Genomic DNA, 17,282 nt, shown 5'->3' with positions numbered 1-17,282 from the left:
TTGACCCATGGCACGTTCGCTTACCACCACTCCCAAAGTTGATGGTTTCCGCCTGCCCGGAGAGTTCGAGCCAAAGGCTGGCTGCTGGCTCGGCTGGCCGGAGCGCACGGATGTCTGGCGCAACGGGGCAAAGCCTGCGCAAAAAGTTTGGGTCGAGATTGTCACTGCTATCGCCAGCAGTGAGCCGGTGACGGTCTGCGCCTCCGCTGCCCAGTACGCCAATGCCCGGCGGGTACTGCCCGAGCAGGTGCGGGTGGTGGAAATGACCTGCAATGACACTTGGTTCCGTGACAGCGGGCCGTGTTTTGTGGTCAACGACAGCAGCGGCGAGGTGCGCGGCGTCGACTTTGAGTTCAACGCTTATGGTGGGCTCGATGGCGGTCTGTACTACCCGTGGGACAAGGACGATCAGATCGCCCGCAAAGTCCTTGAGATCGAGAACCTGGAGCGCTATCGCGCCCCATTGATCGCCGAGCTTGGCGGGATCCAGAGCGACGGCCAAGGCAGCCTGCTGACCACCGAACAATGCCTGCTCAACCGCAACCGCAATGCCCATCTGGGCAAGGACGAAGTGACCCGCAGGCTGCAGGACTATCTGGGCGCCGAGCAGGTGATCTGGTTGCCACGGGGCTGCAAGTTCGACGAAACCGACGGCCATGTGGATGATCTGGCCTGTTTCGTGCGCCCTGGTGAAGTGGTGCTGCAATGGACCGACAACCGCGACGACCCGCAATGGGAAATCTACCAGGAGGCCTACGATATCCTGCGTAGCACCCGCGACAGCCGTGGCCGCGAGCTTAAAGTTCACAAGTTGCCCCAGCCGGATGTGCTGCAATGGACTGCCGAAGAAGCTGCCGGCCTGGATCAGGTCGAAGGCACCCACCTGCGCGAGGCGGGCACGCGCATCTGCGCCTCGTATATCAACTATTACGCGGGTAACTCGGCGATTGTCGTGCCGCTGTTTGGCGACCGTAATGACAGCGTGGCGCAGGCGACGTTGGCTGAATTGTTCCCTGGGCACCGCATCATCGGCATTGAAAACTCCCGCGAGATCCTGCTGGGTGGCGGCAACGTGGCTTGCATCACCATGCCGCAATACGCTGGGGGACGCCGCTGATGAAACTGCGCAACCTCGCCCTTGCGGTGGCGTTGGGCTGCGCAGGGGCGGCGGCGCAGGCCGCCGACGCACAACAGCCGACCGTCAACCTGTACATCTGGGGCGAATACCTCGCCCCGGACACCCTGGCCAACTTTGAGAAGCTCACGGGCATCCGGGTGGTTGCCGATCATTTCGATTCTCTGGAAACCGCCGAGACCAAGCTACTCACCGGCGGCAGTGGCTACGATCTGGTGCTCAGCGCCGGGCAGCACTTGAGCCGAGCCATTGCCAGCGGCGCCTTGCAGCCGCTGGACAAGGCCAAGCTGCCGCACCTGCAGGGTATCGGTGAAGAGTTCCGTCAGCACATGGCAGTGTTCGACCCCGGCAACCACTACGCCGGGACTTACGCCTGGGGCACTACCGGGGTGGGCTTTCAGCAGCAGGCGGTCCAGGCGCGGCTGGCCGATGCGCCGCGCGATAGCTGGGCGATGTTGTTCGATCCGCAGGTGGTGGCGAAATTCGCCGATTGCGGGGTCAGCCTGCTGAATGATCCCAATGAGGTGTTTGCCGCGGTAATGCGCTACCTGGGGTTGGACATCAATCAGCAGCGCCTGGAAGACCTCAAGCTGGCTGAGGCGCAGCTGCGCAAGATACGGCCCTACATCCGCTACTTCGACAATGATCGCAACATCAATGACCTGGCCAATGGCGAAACCTGTGTGGCGATGTCGTGGAACGGCAATGTGGCCATTGCCCAAGGCCAGGCGCAGCAGGCGGGCAAGCCGTTCAGCCTGGATTACCGGATTCCGCAGGAGGGCACGTTGATCTGGCTCGATGCCCTGGTGGTGCCCAAGGATGCACCGCATCCACAGGCCGCCTGGGCGCTGATGGACTACTTGATGCGCCCTGAGGTGATCGCGCCGATTACCGACACCATCCACTATGCCAATGCGATAACCGCCGCTGATGGCCTGGTGGATGCGCAGATTCGCAATGCGCCCGGAACGTACCCGCCAGCAGAGGTGCGGGCGCGGTTGTATAGCAAGAATGACAATGGCAAGCAGTTCAATCGCGAGCTGACAAGAGCCTTCAGCCGGCTGAAAAGTGGAACCTGAAACCTTGCAGTCAATACAGGCCCTAGCGCTGGGCAAGCCCCCCTATACACATGCAATTGGCGTGGGAGCGGGCTTGCCCGCGATAGGGTCGATAAAGCCTAGGCAGTTGTTGTCTTACCCCGACTTTGCCTTGGCTTGCCACTCGCAGCCTTGGTCGCTCCAGCGGCCTTGGCCTTGCCGCCACTGCGGCGCTTTTTCTTCCAGGGCGCACCCTTGCCACCTGCCGGTACCAGCGGCCCACTGATGGTCATGCGCATGCCTCGGCAGCGCTCGACCAGTTTGCCCATCCATGCCGACTGGCGGGTAACGAACTCTTCCAGGCTCATCTCGCCACTTTGCACCATGTCCAGCGCCTGCTCCCAGATCGCCGTGGTGCCAGGGTCGGCAATCGCCCGGGGTACGGCATCGATCAGGCTGAACGCCGCCGGGGTAGCCGCCAGCGCCTTGCCATTTTTCACCAGGTAACCACGATCGAGCAGGCCTTGAATGATGCTGGCGCGAGTCGCTTCGGTGCCGATGCCGGTGGTGTCCTTGAGCTTTTGCTTGAGCTTGGGATCGTCGACCAGCTTGGCGACGTTCTTCATGGCCTTGATCAGATCGCCTTCGGTGAAGGGCTTGGGCGGCTGGGTCCACAGGTCCTTGAGTTGCAGGCCATGCACGGCGCAGTCCTGGCCTTCGCGTAGCGCGGGCAGTACCTGCGCAGGTGGCGCTTCACGGCCTTTGCCTGGGGTCAGCGCTTCGGGCAGGGCGCGGCGCCAACCCGCCTCGACGATCTGCTTGCCCACCGCGCGCAAGGCGTGGCCGGCGCAATCGAATTCGGCCTGGGTGCGGTCATACTCGTGATTGGCCAGGAACTGCGCCAGATAGCGTGCCCGCACCAGGGTGTAGACCGCCTTGTGCTTGGGCGGCAGTCGCGTGGGATCGCTGGCTGCGGCGGTGGGAATGATGCCGTGGTGCGCGCTGACCTTTGCGTCGTTCCAGGCCCGCGAGCGGCGCTGCGGTTGCAGATGCGCGTGCAGTGGCGCAAGGCTGGCGTCGGCGCGTTGCAGGGCGGCGAGAATCGCCGGGGCCTCGGCGTGTTGGCTTAGCGGCAGGTAGCCGCAGTCGCTGCGTGGGTAGGTGATCAGTTTGTGGGTTTCGTACAGGGCCTGGGCAATGTCGAGGGTTTCCTGGGCGCCCAGGCCGAGCTTTTTCGAGCACACCTCCTGCAGGGTGCCCAGGTCGAACGGCAGCGGTGCTACCTCGCGCACGCGCTCGGTGGTCACCTTGCTCACCCTGGCATTGGCGGCAGCGTTGATCTGGGCGGCGGCTTGCTGGGCCAAGCCCTGGTTGAGGCAGCGACCCTGATCGTCACAGGCATCTTCAGGTGCGCGCCATTGGGCGTTGAATACGCTGCCGGCGTGTTCCAGCTGCACGTCGATGGCCCAGAACGGCACGGGTACGAAGTCAGCGATGCTGCGATCACGGTCGACCACCAGGCGCAGCGTCGGCGTTTGTACCCGGCCCACTGGCAACACCCCTTGGTAGCCAGACTGCTGGCCGAGCAGGGTGAACAGCCGGCTCATGTTCATGCCGATCAACCAGTCGGCACGCGAACGGCCCAGCGCTGAATGGTACAGGCTGAAGGTTTCATTGCCGGGTAGCAGGCGTGCCAGGGCCTTGCGAATAGAAGCGTCATCCAGCGCCGACAGCCACAGTCGCTGGATCGGTCCGCGGTAGCGGCAGTGCTCGACCAGCTCGCGGGCGATCATCTCGCCTTCACGGTCGGCGTCGGTGGCGATCACCAGCTCACGGGCTTGGCCGAGCAGGCGTTTGACGGCCTTGTATTGGCTGGCAGTCTTGGGCTTGACCAGCATCTTCCACTTATCCGGGATGATCGGCAGGTCAGCGAGGTTCCAGCGCTTGTAGCGGTCGTCGTAATTGTCGGGTGGGGCGGTTTCAAGCAGGTGGCCGATGCACCAGGTGACGCACAGGTCAGGGCCTTGCCAGCAGCCATCGCCGCGGCGGGTGGCGCCGAGGACTTGGGCGATGTCTTTGGCCTGAGAAGGCTTTTCGCAGAGAAAGAGGCGCATGGCCGGCAACGCTTCGTGGGCAAACGATGGGCGTTAGGATGCGCAAAGAGAAGGGGGGAAGCAAGCTATATCTGTATGGATGTACAGCTTTTTGTGTCGCGCAGCTAATTGGCTGTCGACCCTGATCGCGGGGCAAGCCCGCTCCCATCCAGGAGCAGGATTGCCTTGCGAGGATCAGATCAGGCGATCTCGTGGGAGTCGCGGACCATATCTACGTGCGGGATACCGGCCTCGAGGAATTCCTCGCTGACCACGCGAAAGCCCAGCCGCTCGTAGAATGGCGTGGCATGCACCTGGGCACTCAAGGTCTGCTGCTTGAGGTCGCGGTGCTGCGCTTCGGCGATCACTGCCTGGACCAGCGCGTCGCCTACCTTCAGGCCACGCCAGTCCTTGAGCACCGAGATGCGGCCGATGGTGCCATCGGCGAGCAAACGGGCGGTGCCGATCGGGTAGTCGCCTTCCAGGGCCAGGAAGTGCACGGCTTCCTGGTCTTCGGCATCGAACTCCAGCTCAGGTGGAATGTGCTGTTCGGCGACAAACACCGCTTCGCGGATGCGGCGGATATCGGCGTTGTCTTTATGCCAGTCGGCGAGGCGAACGCTGATTTTATTCATTGGCGAATCCCACACTCCCTTGTTTGACCAGCTGGCAGACCAACGTGCGGCCTTCTTCGTCTTTGAGCCACTCTACAAGGTTTTCGATGTGCAGTGCGTCGGCCGCGCAGATCAGCTTCAGCAGTTCGCGCAGATGGCCCGAGACCAGACGGCTCTGGCCGCTGGCGAACAGCAGCAGGTTGTCGTCGACTTCCGACCAGGCCAAGCGCGCGCTTGGGTTGCGCACCAGGATCGCGCCTTGCTCCAGGCTGTCGATCAGCTCTTCTTCGCTGAGCTCCTCGCCAGCAACCTGCTCGGGGTAACGCGGCTCGGTCATGAACTGGCCGAACCAGGTCAGCAGCAGGCGCTCGTCGCCCATGTGCTCGGCGAGCAGGGCCTTGAGGCGGTCGAGGGCGTCGTGCTGGATCTGGTGCGGGTCGCTGACCGGCTGGGCGTCGGCGTCGCTGTAGCGCTCTTCGTCCGGCAGGAACTGGCTGAGGAAGTCGGTGAAGTGGGTCAGCACTTCAGCGGCGCTCGGCGCACGGAAGCCGACCGAGTAGGTCAGGCAGTCGTCTTCGGCGACGCCGTAGTGGGCCAGGCGTGGTGGCAGGTAAAGCATGTCGCCCGGCTCCAGGCTCCACTCGTCGGTCTGCTCGAAGTCGGCCAGAATGCGCAGGTCGGCGTGCTCGATCAGCGGGCTGTCGCTGTCGCACATCTGGCCGATCTTCCAGTTGCGGTTGCCGTGGCCTTGCAGCAGGAACACATCGTAGTTATCGAAGTGCGGGCCGACGCTGCCACCAGGGGCGGCGTAGCTGATCATCACATCGTCGATACGCCAGCTTGGCAGGAAGCGGAAGTTTTCCAGCAGCTCGGCCACTTCCGGGACGAACTGGTCCACAGCCTGTACCAGCAGGGTCCAGTCACGCTCTGGCAGCTCGGAGAAGGCGTCTTCGGCGAACGGGCCGCGGCGCAGCTCCCACGGACGCTCGCCGTGCTCAAGTACCAGGCGCGACTCGACTTCCTCTTCCAGGGCCAGGCCGGCCAGCTCGTCGGGGTCGATCGGGCTTTCGAAATCAGGGAAGGCCTGGCGCACCAGCAGGGGCTTCTTCTGCCAGTAGTCGCGCAGGAATTCACGAGCAGTCAAACCGCCAAGCAGCTGCAGTGGAGTATCAGGATTCATGTTCAACCTATTGAAAAAACGTAATTTTCGTCCGGGAATAAAAACGCCCGGCCAGGCCGGGCGTTGCACGCGGGCACAGACTTAGATGCGTTTGGCCTGGGCCACGGCGTTACCGATGTAGGTCGCCGGGGTCAGCAGCTTGAGCTCAGCCTTGGCTTCGGCTGGCATATCCAGGCCGTCGATGAAGGTCAGCAGCGCTTCAGGGGTGATGCCCTTGCCACGGGTCAGCTCCTTGAGCTTCTCGTAGGGGTTTTCGATGTTGAAGCGGCGCATGACGGTCTGGATCGGCTCGGCCAGGACTTCCCAGCAGGCGTCCAGGTCGGCGGCGATGCGCTGGGTGTTGATTTCCAGCTTGCCGATGCCTTTGAGACTGGCTTCGTAGGCGATCACGCTGTGGGCAAAGCCGACGCCCAGGTTACGCAGCACGGTGGAGTCGGTCAGGTCGCGCTGCCAGCGCGAGATCGGCAGCTTGCTGGCCAGGTGCTGGAACAGTGCGTTGGCGATACCCAGGTTGCCTTCGGAGTTTTCGAAGTCGATCGGGTTGACCTTGTGCGGCATGGTCGAGGAGCCGATTTCGCCAGCGACGGTCTTCTGCTTGAAGTAACCCAGGGAGATGTAGCCCCAGACGTCACGGTCGAAGTCGATCAGGATGGTGTTGAAACGCGCGATCGCATCGAACAGCTCGGCGATGTAGTCGTGCGGCTCGATCTGGGTGGTGTACGGGTTGAACTGCAGGCCCAGTTCGTCTTCGATGAAGGCGCGGGCATTTTCTTCCCAGTCGATCTGCGAGTAGGCCGACAGGTGGGCGTTGTAGTTGCCCACGGCGCCGTTGATCTTGCCCAGCAGCGGCACGGCGGCAACCTGGGCGATTTGACGCTCCAGGCGGTAGACGACGTTGGCCAGCTCTTTGCCCAGGGTGGTCGGCGAAGCCGGCTGACCGTGGGTGCGCGACAGCATTGGCACGTCGGCGTACTGGTGGGCGAGGGCGCGGATCGACTCGGCGATCTGGCGCATCAGCGGCAGCAGTACGTCGTCACGGCCTGCGCGCAGCATCAGGGCGTGGGACAGGTTGTTGATGTCCTCGCTGGTGCAGGCGAAGTGGATGAACTCGCTGACCTTGGCCAGTTCAGGCAGTTGCGCAGCCTGCTCCTTGAGCAGGTACTCGATCGCCTTGACGTCGTGGTTGGTGGTGCGCTCGATTTCCTTGACGCGCTCGGCGTGTTCCAGCTTGAAGTCGCTGGCCAGGGTATCGAGCACGGCGTTGGCCTCGGCGGAGAACGCCGGCACTTCACCGATCTGCGGGTGAGCGGCCAGACGCTGCAGCCAGCGCACCTCGACCAGGGCGCGGAAACGGATCAGGCCGTATTCGCTGAAAATGGGGCGCAAGGCCTGGGTTTTGCCGGCGTAGCGGCCGTCTACAGGGGAAACCGCAGTGAGCGAGGAAAGCTGCATGGGGTGTTCTCGGACAGTCAGGCTTTTGGAAGGGCGCATATCATACATGAAAAATGCGTCCGGGTCGGGTGGCTGACCAAAGGTCGGGCCATTTCGAAGCGTGTGGTACCTGGCGTGGGAGCGGCCTGGCCCCGCGCTGGCGGTGGTGCATTCGGCATCGCTATCGCGGGGCAAGCCCGCTCCCACGGTTCACTTCAGTCGTTGGGACGCATCATCGCGTACAGCTCGTTGAGCAGCTTGCGCCGGCTGAACACCAGCTGCCAGCGGTGCCCGCCCAGCTGGCGCCACAGGCGTGCGGCGCGGATACCGGCGAGCAGCAACGCGCGGATCTTCGAGGCGTTGCTGGCCTGCTGCAAGAAGCGCATGTCGCCATGTACCTGGATACGCTGGCGCAAGGTGCTCAGGGTGTCCTGGTACAAGGCTCCACTGGAAGCGATGACGTTTTCATGAACCAGGCCGAAATGGTCGGCCTGCGACTGGATCTGCGGCAAGCGGTTGCCGATGGTCTCCAGCAGGTCGTCGCGCTTGGCCAGCTGCCGCTCCAGGCCAAGCATCGACAGGGCATAGCGCAGCGGCTCGCGCTGCAGGCTGCTGGGGTCGCGCTCCAGGGCGCCGACCAGCGCACGATAACCATCGCGCAGGTTGAGGTCATCGCCGCCGAACACTTCCAGGGTGTTCTTGGGGTCACGTACCAGCAGGCTGTTCAGCATGCAGCCGATGTTGGCCTCGGTGGCCTGGCCGGTGCGGGCGATCCGGTCGACCAGCACCGCCGCCTGGAACACGCCGCCAAGGGCAATCAGTTGCTCCTGGAGGTTGCTCATGGGCGAGGGCTCCACGGCTCGGCGGTTTCGATCACGCCGCCGCCCAGGCACACCTCGCCGTCATAGAACACCACCGATTGGCCCGGAGTGACGGCGCGCTGTGGTTCGTCGAACACGGCGCGGTAGCCGTTTTCCGTGCGCTCCAGGGTGCAAGCCTGATCGCCCTGGCGATAGCGGACCTTGGCCGTCAGGCGGCGTGGCGCAGCCAGGTCGATCGGGTTGACCCAGTAAATCTGCGAGGCGAGCAGGGCGCGGGAGAACAGCCACGGGTGTTCGTTGCCCTGGCCAACTACCAGCACGTTGCGCTCAAGGTCCTTGACCAGCACGTACCACGGATCGTCACCGGCATCCTTCAGGCCGCCAATACCCAGGCCCTGGCGTTGGCCGATGGTGTGGTACATCAGGCCATGGTGGCGGCCGATCACTTCACCTTCGGTGGTTTCGATGTCGCCCGGCTGGGCCGGCAGGTACTGCTTGAGGAAGTCGCTGAAACGTCGCTCGCCAATGAAGCAGATCCCGGTGGAGTCCTTCTTCTTGGCGGTGGCCAGGCCATGCTTCTCGGCAATGGCGCGTACTTCGGGTTTTTCCAGCTCGCCAACCGGGAACAGGGTGCGGGCGATTTCCTTGCCGCCAACGGCGTGCAGGAAGTAGCTCTGGTCCTTGTTCGGGTCCAGGCCCTTGAGCAACTCGGTGAGCTCGCCAGTGTCGCGACGGCGCACGTAATGGCCGGTGGCGATCAGGTCGGCGCCCAGCGACAGGGCGTAGTCGAGGAACGCCTTGAACTTGATTTCGCGGTTGCAGAGGATGTCCGGGTTGGGTGTGCGGCCTGCCTTGTACTCTTCAAGGAAGTGCTCGAACACGTGGTCCCAGTATTCGGCTGCAAAGTTGGCGGTGTGCAGCTTGATGCCGATGCGGTCGCACACGGCCTGGGCGTCGGCCAGGTCTTCGCGGGCGGTGCAGTATTCGGTGCCGTCGTCCTCTTCCCAGTTCTTCATGAACAGACCTTCCACCTGGTAGCCCTGCTCGATGAGCAAAAGGGCGGAGACGGAAGAGTCCACGCCGCCGGACATGCCGACGATGACGCGGGTCTTGGCGGGGTCTTTGAGTGCTGGGCTGGTCATGGCTACCGATGTGTATCAGGGAAAAAGGTCGATTCTATCAGGCCAGCTCGCGCGCGTCAGTCGCGCAGCAGGCTAAGGCTGTGCAGCGGGCCTGCCAGGTAGTCGTCGAGGCAGCGTGGCACCAGTTCGCTGCGCCAGCGCGAGGGCTCGGCCAGCAGTTGCTCGCGGGTCATCCATACGGCGCGGACGATATCGCTGTCCAGGGCAAGCGCTGGATGATGGCGCACGGGGCGCGCGGCAAAGCAGATGCGCTGGTAGGTCACGCCGTTACTGGGGGCGGTATACAGGTAGATGCCGACCACGCCGGTCAGTTCGACGTCCCAGGCGGTTTCTTCCAGCGTCTCGCGCAGGGCAGCCTGGGCCAGGGTTTCGTTGGCTTCCAGATGGCCAGCGGGCTGGTTGAAGACGTGCTGGCCGGCTTTGAATTCTTCGACGAAGAGGAATTTGCCCTGGTCTTCGACGATGGTGGCGACGGTGATGTGCGGTTGCCAGGTCATGTGCATCTGAAGTCCCTGTAGGTTCTTAGAAAGCACAAACCCCGGTGCGTGGCCGGGGTTTGTGTGGTTACTTCAAGCGAACCTTACAGGGCGGCGATGGCGCTGTTCAGGGTCTGGCTTGGACGCATCACCTTGGCAGTCAGCTCGGCATCCGGGGCGTAGTAGCCACCGATGTCGGCTGGTTTGCCCTGAACGGCGTTGAGCTCGGCGACGATCGTCGCTTCGTTCTCGGCCAGGGTCTTGGCCAGCGGGGCGAAGCGCGCTTGCAGTGCGGCGTCGTCCGACTGCGCAGCCAGCGCTTGTGCCCAGTACAGGGTCAGGTAGAAGTGGCTGCCGCGGTTGTCGATACCGCCGACTTTGCGCGATGGCGACTTGTTGGTGTCGAGGAACTTGCCGGTAGCCTGGTCCAGGGTGTTGGCCAGGACTTTGGCACGCGGGTTATCGTAGGTGTTGCCCAGGTGCTCCAGGGAGGCGGCCAGGGCCAGGAATTCACCCAGCGAATCCCAACGCAGGAAGTTCTCTTCGACCAGCTGCTGGACGTGTTTCGGAGCCGAACCACCGGCGCCGGTCTCGAACAGGCCACCGCCGTTCATCAGCGGGACGATCGACAGCATCTTGGCGCTGGTGCCCAGCTCCATGATCGGGAACAGGTCGGTCAGGTAGTCACGCAATACGTTGCCGGTCACCGAGATGGTGTCTTTGCCTTCGCGGATGCGTGCCAGGGAGAACTTGATCGCCTCGACGGGTGCCAGGACACGGATGTCCAGGCCGGTGGTGTCGTGGTCTTTCAGGTAATGCTGGACCTTCTCGATCATCACGCCGTCGTGGGCGCGAGCTGGGTCGAGCCAGAACACGGCTGGGGTGTTGCTCAGGCGGGCACGGTTAACGGCCAGCTTGACCCAGTCTTGGATCGGCGCGTCTTTGGTCTGGCACATACGGAAGATGTCGCCAGCTTCGACGTTCTGCTCCAGGACGACCTTGCCCTTGCCATCGACGACGCGTACGACACCGTCGGCCTTGACCTGGAAGGTCTTGTCGTGGGAGCCGTATTCTTCGGCTTTCTGCGCCATCAGGCCAACGTTCGGTACGCTGCCCATGGTGGTTGGGTCGAAGGCGCCGTTGACTTTGCAGTCTTCGATGGCGGCTTGGTAGATGCCTGCGTAGCAGCGGTCAGGGATGATCGCCTTGGCGTCTTGCAGTTCGCCGGCGGTGTTCCACATCTTGCCCGAGTCACGGATCATCGCTGGCATCGAGGCGTCGACGATGACGTCGCTTGGCACGTGCAGGTTGGTGATGCCTTTGTCGGAGTTGACCATGGCCAGGGCCGGACGAGCGGCGTACAGGGCCTGGATGTCTGCTTCGATCTGGGCCTGCAGCTCAGCGGGCAGGTCCTTGATGCGGGCGTACAGGTCGCCAATGCCGTTGTTGGCGTTGAAGCCGACGTCGGCCAGGGCCGAGGCGTGCTTGGCCAGTACTTCGCCGTAGAACTCTTCGACGATGACGCCGAACATGATTGGGTCGGAGACTTTCATCATGGTGGCTTTCAGGTGTACCGACAGCAGTACGCCGGAAGCTTTGGCATCGGCGATCTGCTCGGCGATGAAGGCTTTCAGGGCTTTGCGGCTCATGGTCGCGCAGTCGATGACTTCAGCGGCCTTGACGGCGGTTTTTTCCTTCAGGACGGTGATGGCACCGTTCTTGTCGACCAGCTCGATGCGCAGGCTGTCGTCAGCCTCGATCAGGGCGGCCTTTTCGCTGCCGTAGAAGTCGCCGTTGTTCATGTGCGCTACGTGCGACTTGGAGTCGGCAGCCCAGGCGCCCATTTTGTGCGGGTGCTTGCGTGCGTAGTTCTTGACCGACAGTGGTGCGCGGCGATCGGAGTTGCCTTCGCGCAGTACCGGGTTAACGGCGCTGCCCTTGATGCGGTCGTAGCGTGCGCGAGATTCTTTCTCTTCGGCACTGGCTGGCTCGTCGGCGTAGTCAGGGATGTTGTAGCCCTTGCCTTGCAGCTCTTTGATCGCCGCTTTCAGTTGCGGGACCGAGGCCGAGATGTTCGGCAGCTTGATGATGTTGGCTTCAGGGGTGGTAGCCAGCTGGCCCAGTTCCGCCAGATGATCGCCTACCTGCTTGTCTGCGCCGAGTTGCTCCGGGAATGCCGCAAGGATACGGCCAGCCAGGGAGATGTCGCGAGTTTCGACGGCAATGTCAGCCGAAGCGGTGAAGGCTTCGACGATCGGCAGCAGCGAATAGGTGGCGAGGGCGGGGGCTTCGTCGGTGAAGGTATAGATGATCTTGGAACGGGTGGGCATGCGGGTTAACTCTCTATGTGCTGAGCGTACTCGAGTCTCGAGGTGCGCAGGGTAGGCGCTTCGCTCAGGCGACGCCATGAGCGGAAAGTCGAGAGGCTGCGAGCGGTGATGGTGGATGCATCAGTCGAGCGTCAAGTGCTGGGCTGCGGTAACAACCCAGGCTTTTGGCCATTCTTGGCCGAGGGCGAGCCGCATTTTCCAAGGGTTCGCCCCGATGACCCTGCGGTCAGGGCCGGAGTATATCAAACCCTTTGGGCTAATCAGCAAGGCTAAGTGGTATCAACGCATTTATAAGACCAAAGACGTAGGAGCAATGTGGCGTGTTGCCGCAGGTTCGGCGACCAGCTTGCAGGTCAGCGGATGTGGTTTAGGCTCAGTGGATCGCACGATGTCCAATCACACCCGAAAGCGGAGTAGTGCAAGCATGGCTTACCAGAAAATCAAGGTTCCGGGCGACGGCGCCAAGATCACCGTCAATGCAGACCATTCGCTCAACGTTCCCGACAACCCCATCATTCCTTACATCGAGGGCGATGGGATTGGCGTCGATGTCTCGCCAGTCATGATCAAGGTGGTGGATGCCGCTGTAGAAAAAGCCTACGGCGGCAAGCGCAAGATTGCCTGGATGGAAGTCTATGCCGGCGAGAAGGCCACTCAGGTCTACGACCAGGACACCTGGCTGCCGCAGGAAACCCTCGATGCGGTGAAAGACTACGTGGTCTCGATCAAAGGCCCGCTGACCACCCCGGTCGGTGGGGGTATTCGTTCACTTAACGTGGCCCTGCGCCAGCAGCTGGACCTGTACGTCTGCCTGCGTCCGGTGGTGTGGTTCGAGGGTGTGCCAAGCCCGGTGAAGAAGCCTGGCGATGTCGATATGGTGATCTTCCGTGAGAACTCCGAGGACATCTATGCCGGGATCGAGTGGAAGGCCGGCTCGCCTGAGGCGAACAAGGTGATCAAGTTCCTCAAGGAGGAAATGGGCGTCACCAAGATCCGTTTCGACCAGGATTGCGGTATCGGCGTCAAACCGGTGTCCAAGGAAGGCACCAAGCGCCTGGTGCGCAAGGCCCTGCAATACGTGGTCGACAATGACCGCGAGTCGCTGACCCTGGTGCACAAGGGCAACATCATGAAATTCACCGAGGGCGCCTTCAAGGATTGGGGCTACGAAGTGGCCAAGGAAGAGTTTGGCGCAGAGCTGCTCGATGGCGGGCCGTGGATGAAGTTCAAGAACCCCAAGACTGGCAGGGAAGTGGTGGTCAAGGACGCGATCGCCGACGCCATGCTCCAGCAGATCCTGCTGCGCCCAGCAGAATATGACGTGATCGCCACCCTCAACCTCAACGGCGATTATCTGTCCGACGCCCTGGCGGCAGAGGTCGGCGGGATTGGCATTGCCCCAGGCGCCAACCTCTCGGATACCGTGGCGATGTTCGAGGCCACCCACGGCACCGCGCCCAAGTACGCCGGGCAAGACAAGGTCAACCCAGGCTCGGTGATTCTTTCGGCAGAAATGATGCTGCGGCACATGGGCTGGACCGAGGCGGCCGACCTGATCATCAAGGGCACCAACGGTGCAATTGCAGCCAAGACCGTGACCTATGACTTCGAGCGTCTGATGGACGGCGCGACCTTGGTCGGCAGCTCGGGCTTCGGCGAGGCGTTGATCAAGCACATGTAAGGCATACAAAAACCGGTCGCCTGGTTAAACAGGCGACCGGTTTTTTCGTTTTACCGGCAGAACGCAGGGTACTCCAGGCTCAGGCAGTCACGGTCGTTGCCGGTGGCGCGGCAGGCTGTTCGACCTTGGCGCCGACACCGCTGATATTGACGGCGTGCAAGCCTTTGGGGCCTTGGATGATCTCGAAATTCACCGGTTGGCCAGCTTTGAGGGTCTTGTAACCGTCCATCTGAATCGCCGAGTAATGGGCGAATAGATCCTCGTCTTTGCCGTCCTCATTGATGAATCCGTAGCCCTTGGCATTGTTGAACCACTTGACTTTACCGCTTGCCATCCCTATGTCCCTCTGCAAAGGACTCCATCACTGGAGTATCATCCACGTCATCCGCATACGAACCTTGCGAAAAAATCTGGTTGACTGCGCGGATCTTTATCGACCACGGTGGGTTCTTATTGGTTGTAACACCGTTTTGCCGATAGTCAAGGTCATGCGGCGCCCGCGCCAGCGGCGGCCTGTGCGGTCAACCCACAACCTTAACCTGTCGATGTGATGAAATTCTTTCCATGCATGCACACAGTCAGATTCGACTAACATTCAATCAGGATCGTCCTCAAACCAACGAGGACGATGGCTCCGGTCTGGCAGTGCAAGAAGCCAAGCCGATCCTGCAGGCGCCACCGATGTACAAGGTGGTTTTATTCAACGATGACTACACGCCGATGGATTTCGTCGTCGAAGTGCTCGAAACGTTCTTTAGTTTGAACCGCGAGCTGGCGACCAAGATCATGCTGACCGTCCATACCGAGGGACGGGCAGTGTGCGGATTGTTTACCCGCGACATCGCCGAAACGAAGGCCATGCAGGTCAACCAATACGCCAGGGAAAGCCAGCATCCGCTACTCTGTGAAATCGAGAAGGACGGTTAATCGCCGACCACTTGGGTATGAGGTGAAGCTATGTTAAACCGCGAGCTCGAAGTCACCCTCAATCTGGCCTTCAAGGAGGCCCGTTCGAAGCGTCATGAGTTCATGACCGTCGAACACTTGCTGTTGGCACTCCTTGACAATGAGGCGGCCGCAACCGTTCTACGCGCCTGTGGCGCTAATCTCGACAAGCTCAAGCACGACCTGCAGGAGTTCATCGATTCCACTACTCCGCTGATCCCGGTGCACGACGAGGACCGCGAAACCCAGCCGACCCTGGGCTTCCAGCGCGTGCTGCAACGCGCCGTGTTCCACGTGCAAAGTTCGGGCAAGCGCGAAGTCACCGGCGCCAATGTGCTGGTCGCGATCTTCAGCGAACAGGAAAGCCAGGCGGTGTTCCTGCTCAAGCAGCAGAGCGTGGCCCGCATCGACGTGGTCAACTACATAGCCCATGGCATCTCCAAGGTGCCAGGCCATGGGCCTAATACCGACAGCGACCAGGACATGCAGGACGAAGAGGGCGGCGAAACGTCGTCTTCGAGCAATCCCTTGGATGCCTACGCCAGCAACCTCAACGAGCTCGCTCGTCAGGGGCGGATCGATCCGCTGGTGGGGCGTGAGCAGGAGGTCGAGCGCGTCGCGCAGATCCTTGCTCGTCGGCGCAAGAACAACCCGCTGCTGGTCGGTGAGGCGGGGGTCGGCAAGACCGCCATCGCCGAAGGCCTGGCCAAGCGCATTGTCGACGGCCAGGTGCCTGACCTGCTGGCGCAGAGCGTGGTCTACTCGCTCGATCTGGGCGCGCTGCTGGCCGGGACCAAGTACCGCGGCGACTTCGAGAAGCGCTTCAAGGCGCTGCTCGGGGAGCTGCGCAAACGTCCGCAGGCGATCCTGTTCATCGACGAGATTCACACCATCATCGGTGCCGGTGCGGCCTCCGGTGGGGTGATGGATGCGTCCAACCTGCTCAAGCCCTTGTTGTCGTCGGGTGATATCCGCTGCATCGGCTCGACCACTTTCCAGGAGTTTCGCGGCATCTTCGAGAAGGACCGGGCCTTGGCGCGGCGCTTCCAGAAGGTCGATGTCTCCGAACCATCAGTGGAAGACACCGTAGGTATCCTGCGCGGCCTGAAAGGGCGCTTCGAAACCCACCACCACATCGAGTACAGCGACGAGGCCCTGCGCGCTGCTGCCGAGCTGGCTGCCCGCTATATCAATGACCGGCACATGCCGGACAAAGCCATCGACGTGATCGACGAGGCGGGCGCCTACCAGCGCCTTCAGCCGGAAGAAAACCGCGTCAAGCGTATCGAAGTGGCCCAGGTCGAGGACATTGTCGCCAAGATCGCGCGGATTCCGCCTAAGCACGTCACCAGCTCCGACAAGGAGTTGCTGCGTAACCTGGAGCGCGACCTGAAGTTGACCGTGTTTGGTCAGGACCAGGCGATCGATTCGCTGGCTACCGCGATCAAGTTGTCGCGGGCCGGGCTCAAGGCGCCAGACAAGCCAGTCGGTTCGTTCCTGTTCGCTGGGCCTACTGGGGTCGGCAAGACCGAGGCTGCACGGCAGCTGGCCAAGGCGCTGGGCGTTGAGTTGGTGCGCTTTGACATGTCTGAGTACATGGAGCGCCATACCGTATCGCGTCTGATCGGTGCGCCTCCCGGTTATGTTGGTTTCGACCAGGGCGGCTTGCTGACCGAAGCGATCACCAAGCAACCGCACTGCGTATTGTTGCTCGATGAAATCGAGAAGGCCCACCCGGAAGTCTTCAATCTGCTGCTGCAGGTGATGGACCACGGTACCCTGACCGACAACAACGGGCGCAAGGCGGACTTCCGTAACGTGATCCTGATCATGACCACCAACGCCGGCGCTGAAACCGCCGCGCGGGCCTCGATCGGCTTCACCCATCAGGACCATGCGTCCGATGCGATGGAAGTCATCCGCAAGAGCTTCACGCCGGAATTCCGCAACCGCCTGGATACCATCATCCAGTTCGGTCGCCTGAGTCACGAGACGATCAAGAGCATCGTCGACAAGTTCCTCATCGAACTGCAGGCCCAGTTGGAAGACAAGCGTGTGCTGCTTGAGGTCAGTGATGATGCGCGAGGCTGGCTGGCAGCCAGTGGCTATGACGTGCAGATGGGCGCTCGACCAATGGCGCGGCTTATCCAGGACAAGATCAAACGGCCGTTGGCCGAGGAGATCCTGTTCGGTGAGCTGTCTGAGCACGGTGGCGTGGTGCACGTCGAGCTGCGTGATGGCGAGCTGGTGTTCGACTTCGAGACTACGGCTGAAGTGGCCTAGATCTGCAAGTCGATGTGGGAGCGGGCTTGCCCCGCGATGGCGGCAGTAAGGGCAAATGGGTTGTCTGAGCTGGCGCTATCGCGGGCAAGCCTGCTTCTACATGGCGGTGCCTGA

Annotated in this window: 14 protein-coding genes; 5 read left to right on the top strand and 9 right to left on the bottom strand. The window is 62.1% G+C overall.

Annotated features, from left to right (window positions below; all coding sequences use genetic code 11):
* Window positions 1–7: 7 nt before the first annotated feature.
* Window positions 8–1,117 (top strand): agmatine deiminase, encoded by a 1,110-nt coding sequence (gene aguA, locus AAZU54_RS01700; protein WP_434726421.1) that lies wholly within the window; start codon window positions 8–10, stop codon window positions 1,115–1,117.
* Entirely contained in the window at window positions 1,117–2,214 is a 1,098-nt protein-coding gene (locus AAZU54_RS01695) for an extracellular solute-binding protein (protein WP_312152392.1), read from the top strand. The genes aguA and AAZU54_RS01695 overlap by 1 nt, the downstream gene beginning before the upstream one ends.
* A gap of 98 nt (window positions 2,215–2,312) precedes the next feature.
* Here the strand turns inward: AAZU54_RS01695 and AAZU54_RS01690 are convergent, their stop codons facing one another.
* The 8 genes from AAZU54_RS01690 to AAZU54_RS01655 all read right to left on the bottom strand — a co-directional run bounded on the left by AAZU54_RS01690 (window position 2,313) and on the right by AAZU54_RS01655 (window position 12,259).
* A complete protein-coding gene (locus tag AAZU54_RS01690; RefSeq protein ID WP_434726420.1) occupies window positions 2,313–4,286 on the bottom strand; it encodes a DNA topoisomerase III in 1,974 nt (657 codons plus the stop codon).
* Between the two features lie 179 nt (window positions 4,287–4,465).
* Complete coding sequence (locus AAZU54_RS01685) at window positions 4,466–4,900, bottom strand: GNAT family N-acetyltransferase (RefSeq protein WP_186557202.1); 435 nt, start codon at window positions 4,898–4,900, stop codon at window positions 4,466–4,468.
* Window positions 4,893–6,059 carry a cupin domain-containing protein gene (locus tag AAZU54_RS01680; RefSeq protein WP_186557201.1) on the bottom strand — a complete coding sequence of 389 codons (1,167 nt, stop codon included), beginning with the start codon at window positions 6,057–6,059 and terminating at the stop codon, window positions 4,893–4,895. The genes AAZU54_RS01685 and AAZU54_RS01680 overlap by 8 nt, the downstream gene beginning before the upstream one ends.
* A gap of 81 nt (window positions 6,060–6,140) precedes the next feature.
* Window positions 6,141–7,511: an adenylosuccinate lyase gene (purB, locus tag AAZU54_RS01675; RefSeq protein ID WP_186557200.1), complete on the bottom strand. Its 1,371-nt coding sequence runs from the start codon at window positions 7,509–7,511 to the stop codon at window positions 6,141–6,143.
* 194 nt (window positions 7,512–7,705) lie between these two features.
* Window positions 7,706–8,332 carry a high frequency lysogenization protein HflD gene (gene hflD, locus AAZU54_RS01670; protein ID WP_434726419.1) on the bottom strand — a complete coding sequence of 209 codons (627 nt, stop codon included), beginning with the start codon at window positions 8,330–8,332 and terminating at the stop codon, window positions 7,706–7,708.
* Complete coding sequence (mnmA, locus tag AAZU54_RS01665; RefSeq protein WP_186557198.1) at window positions 8,329–9,453, bottom strand: tRNA 2-thiouridine(34) synthase MnmA; 1,125 nt, start codon at window positions 9,451–9,453, stop codon at window positions 8,329–8,331. The genes hflD and mnmA overlap by 4 nt, the downstream gene beginning before the upstream one ends.
* 56 nt (window positions 9,454–9,509) lie before the next feature.
* Window positions 9,510–9,950, bottom strand: coding sequence for an NUDIX hydrolase (locus AAZU54_RS01660; protein WP_186557248.1), 441 nt, complete (start codon window positions 9,948–9,950; stop codon window positions 9,510–9,512).
* Window positions 9,951–10,033: 83 nt separating this feature from the next.
* On the bottom strand, window positions 10,034–12,259 hold the full coding sequence (locus AAZU54_RS01655; RefSeq protein WP_434726418.1) for an NADP-dependent isocitrate dehydrogenase: 2,226 nt from the start codon (window positions 12,257–12,259) through the stop codon (window positions 10,034–10,036).
* A gap of 424 nt (window positions 12,260–12,683) precedes the next feature.
* On the opposite strand from AAZU54_RS01655, the gene icd reads away from it, so the two are divergent.
* Window positions 12,684–13,940, top strand: a complete 1,257-nt coding sequence (icd, locus tag AAZU54_RS01650; RefSeq protein WP_312154844.1) for an NADP-dependent isocitrate dehydrogenase — start codon at window positions 12,684–12,686, stop codon at window positions 13,938–13,940.
* Between the two features lie 79 nt (window positions 13,941–14,019).
* Here the strand turns inward: icd and cspD are convergent, their stop codons facing one another.
* Complete coding sequence (cspD, locus tag AAZU54_RS01645) at window positions 14,020–14,274, bottom strand: cold shock domain-containing protein CspD (RefSeq protein WP_186557195.1); 255 nt, start codon at window positions 14,272–14,274, stop codon at window positions 14,020–14,022.
* Between the two features lie 230 nt (window positions 14,275–14,504).
* Here cspD and clpS point away from each other — a divergent pair, with 230 nt between their 5' ends.
* Both clpS and clpA read left to right on the top strand, forming a co-directional pair.
* The gene (gene clpS / locus AAZU54_RS01640; protein WP_119140441.1) at window positions 14,505–14,867 is read left to right on the top strand and encodes an ATP-dependent Clp protease adapter ClpS; all 363 of its coding nucleotides are present in this window, start codon (window positions 14,505–14,507) and stop codon (window positions 14,865–14,867) included.
* Between the two features lie 30 nt (window positions 14,868–14,897).
* The gene (gene clpA, locus AAZU54_RS01635) at window positions 14,898–17,168 is read left to right on the top strand and encodes an ATP-dependent Clp protease ATP-binding subunit ClpA (protein ID WP_186557194.1); all 2,271 of its coding nucleotides are present in this window, start codon (window positions 14,898–14,900) and stop codon (window positions 17,166–17,168) included.
* Window positions 17,169–17,282: the final 114 nt, after the last annotated feature.

The organism is Pseudomonas sp. Je.1.5.c (assembly GCF_051129895.1).
GTDB classification, from domain to species: Bacteria; Pseudomonadota; Gammaproteobacteria; order Pseudomonadales; family Pseudomonadaceae; genus Aquipseudomonas; species Aquipseudomonas urmiensis.
Note: the sequence above shows the minus strand (reverse complement) of the source record. Positions and strands in the feature narration are given on the sequence as shown.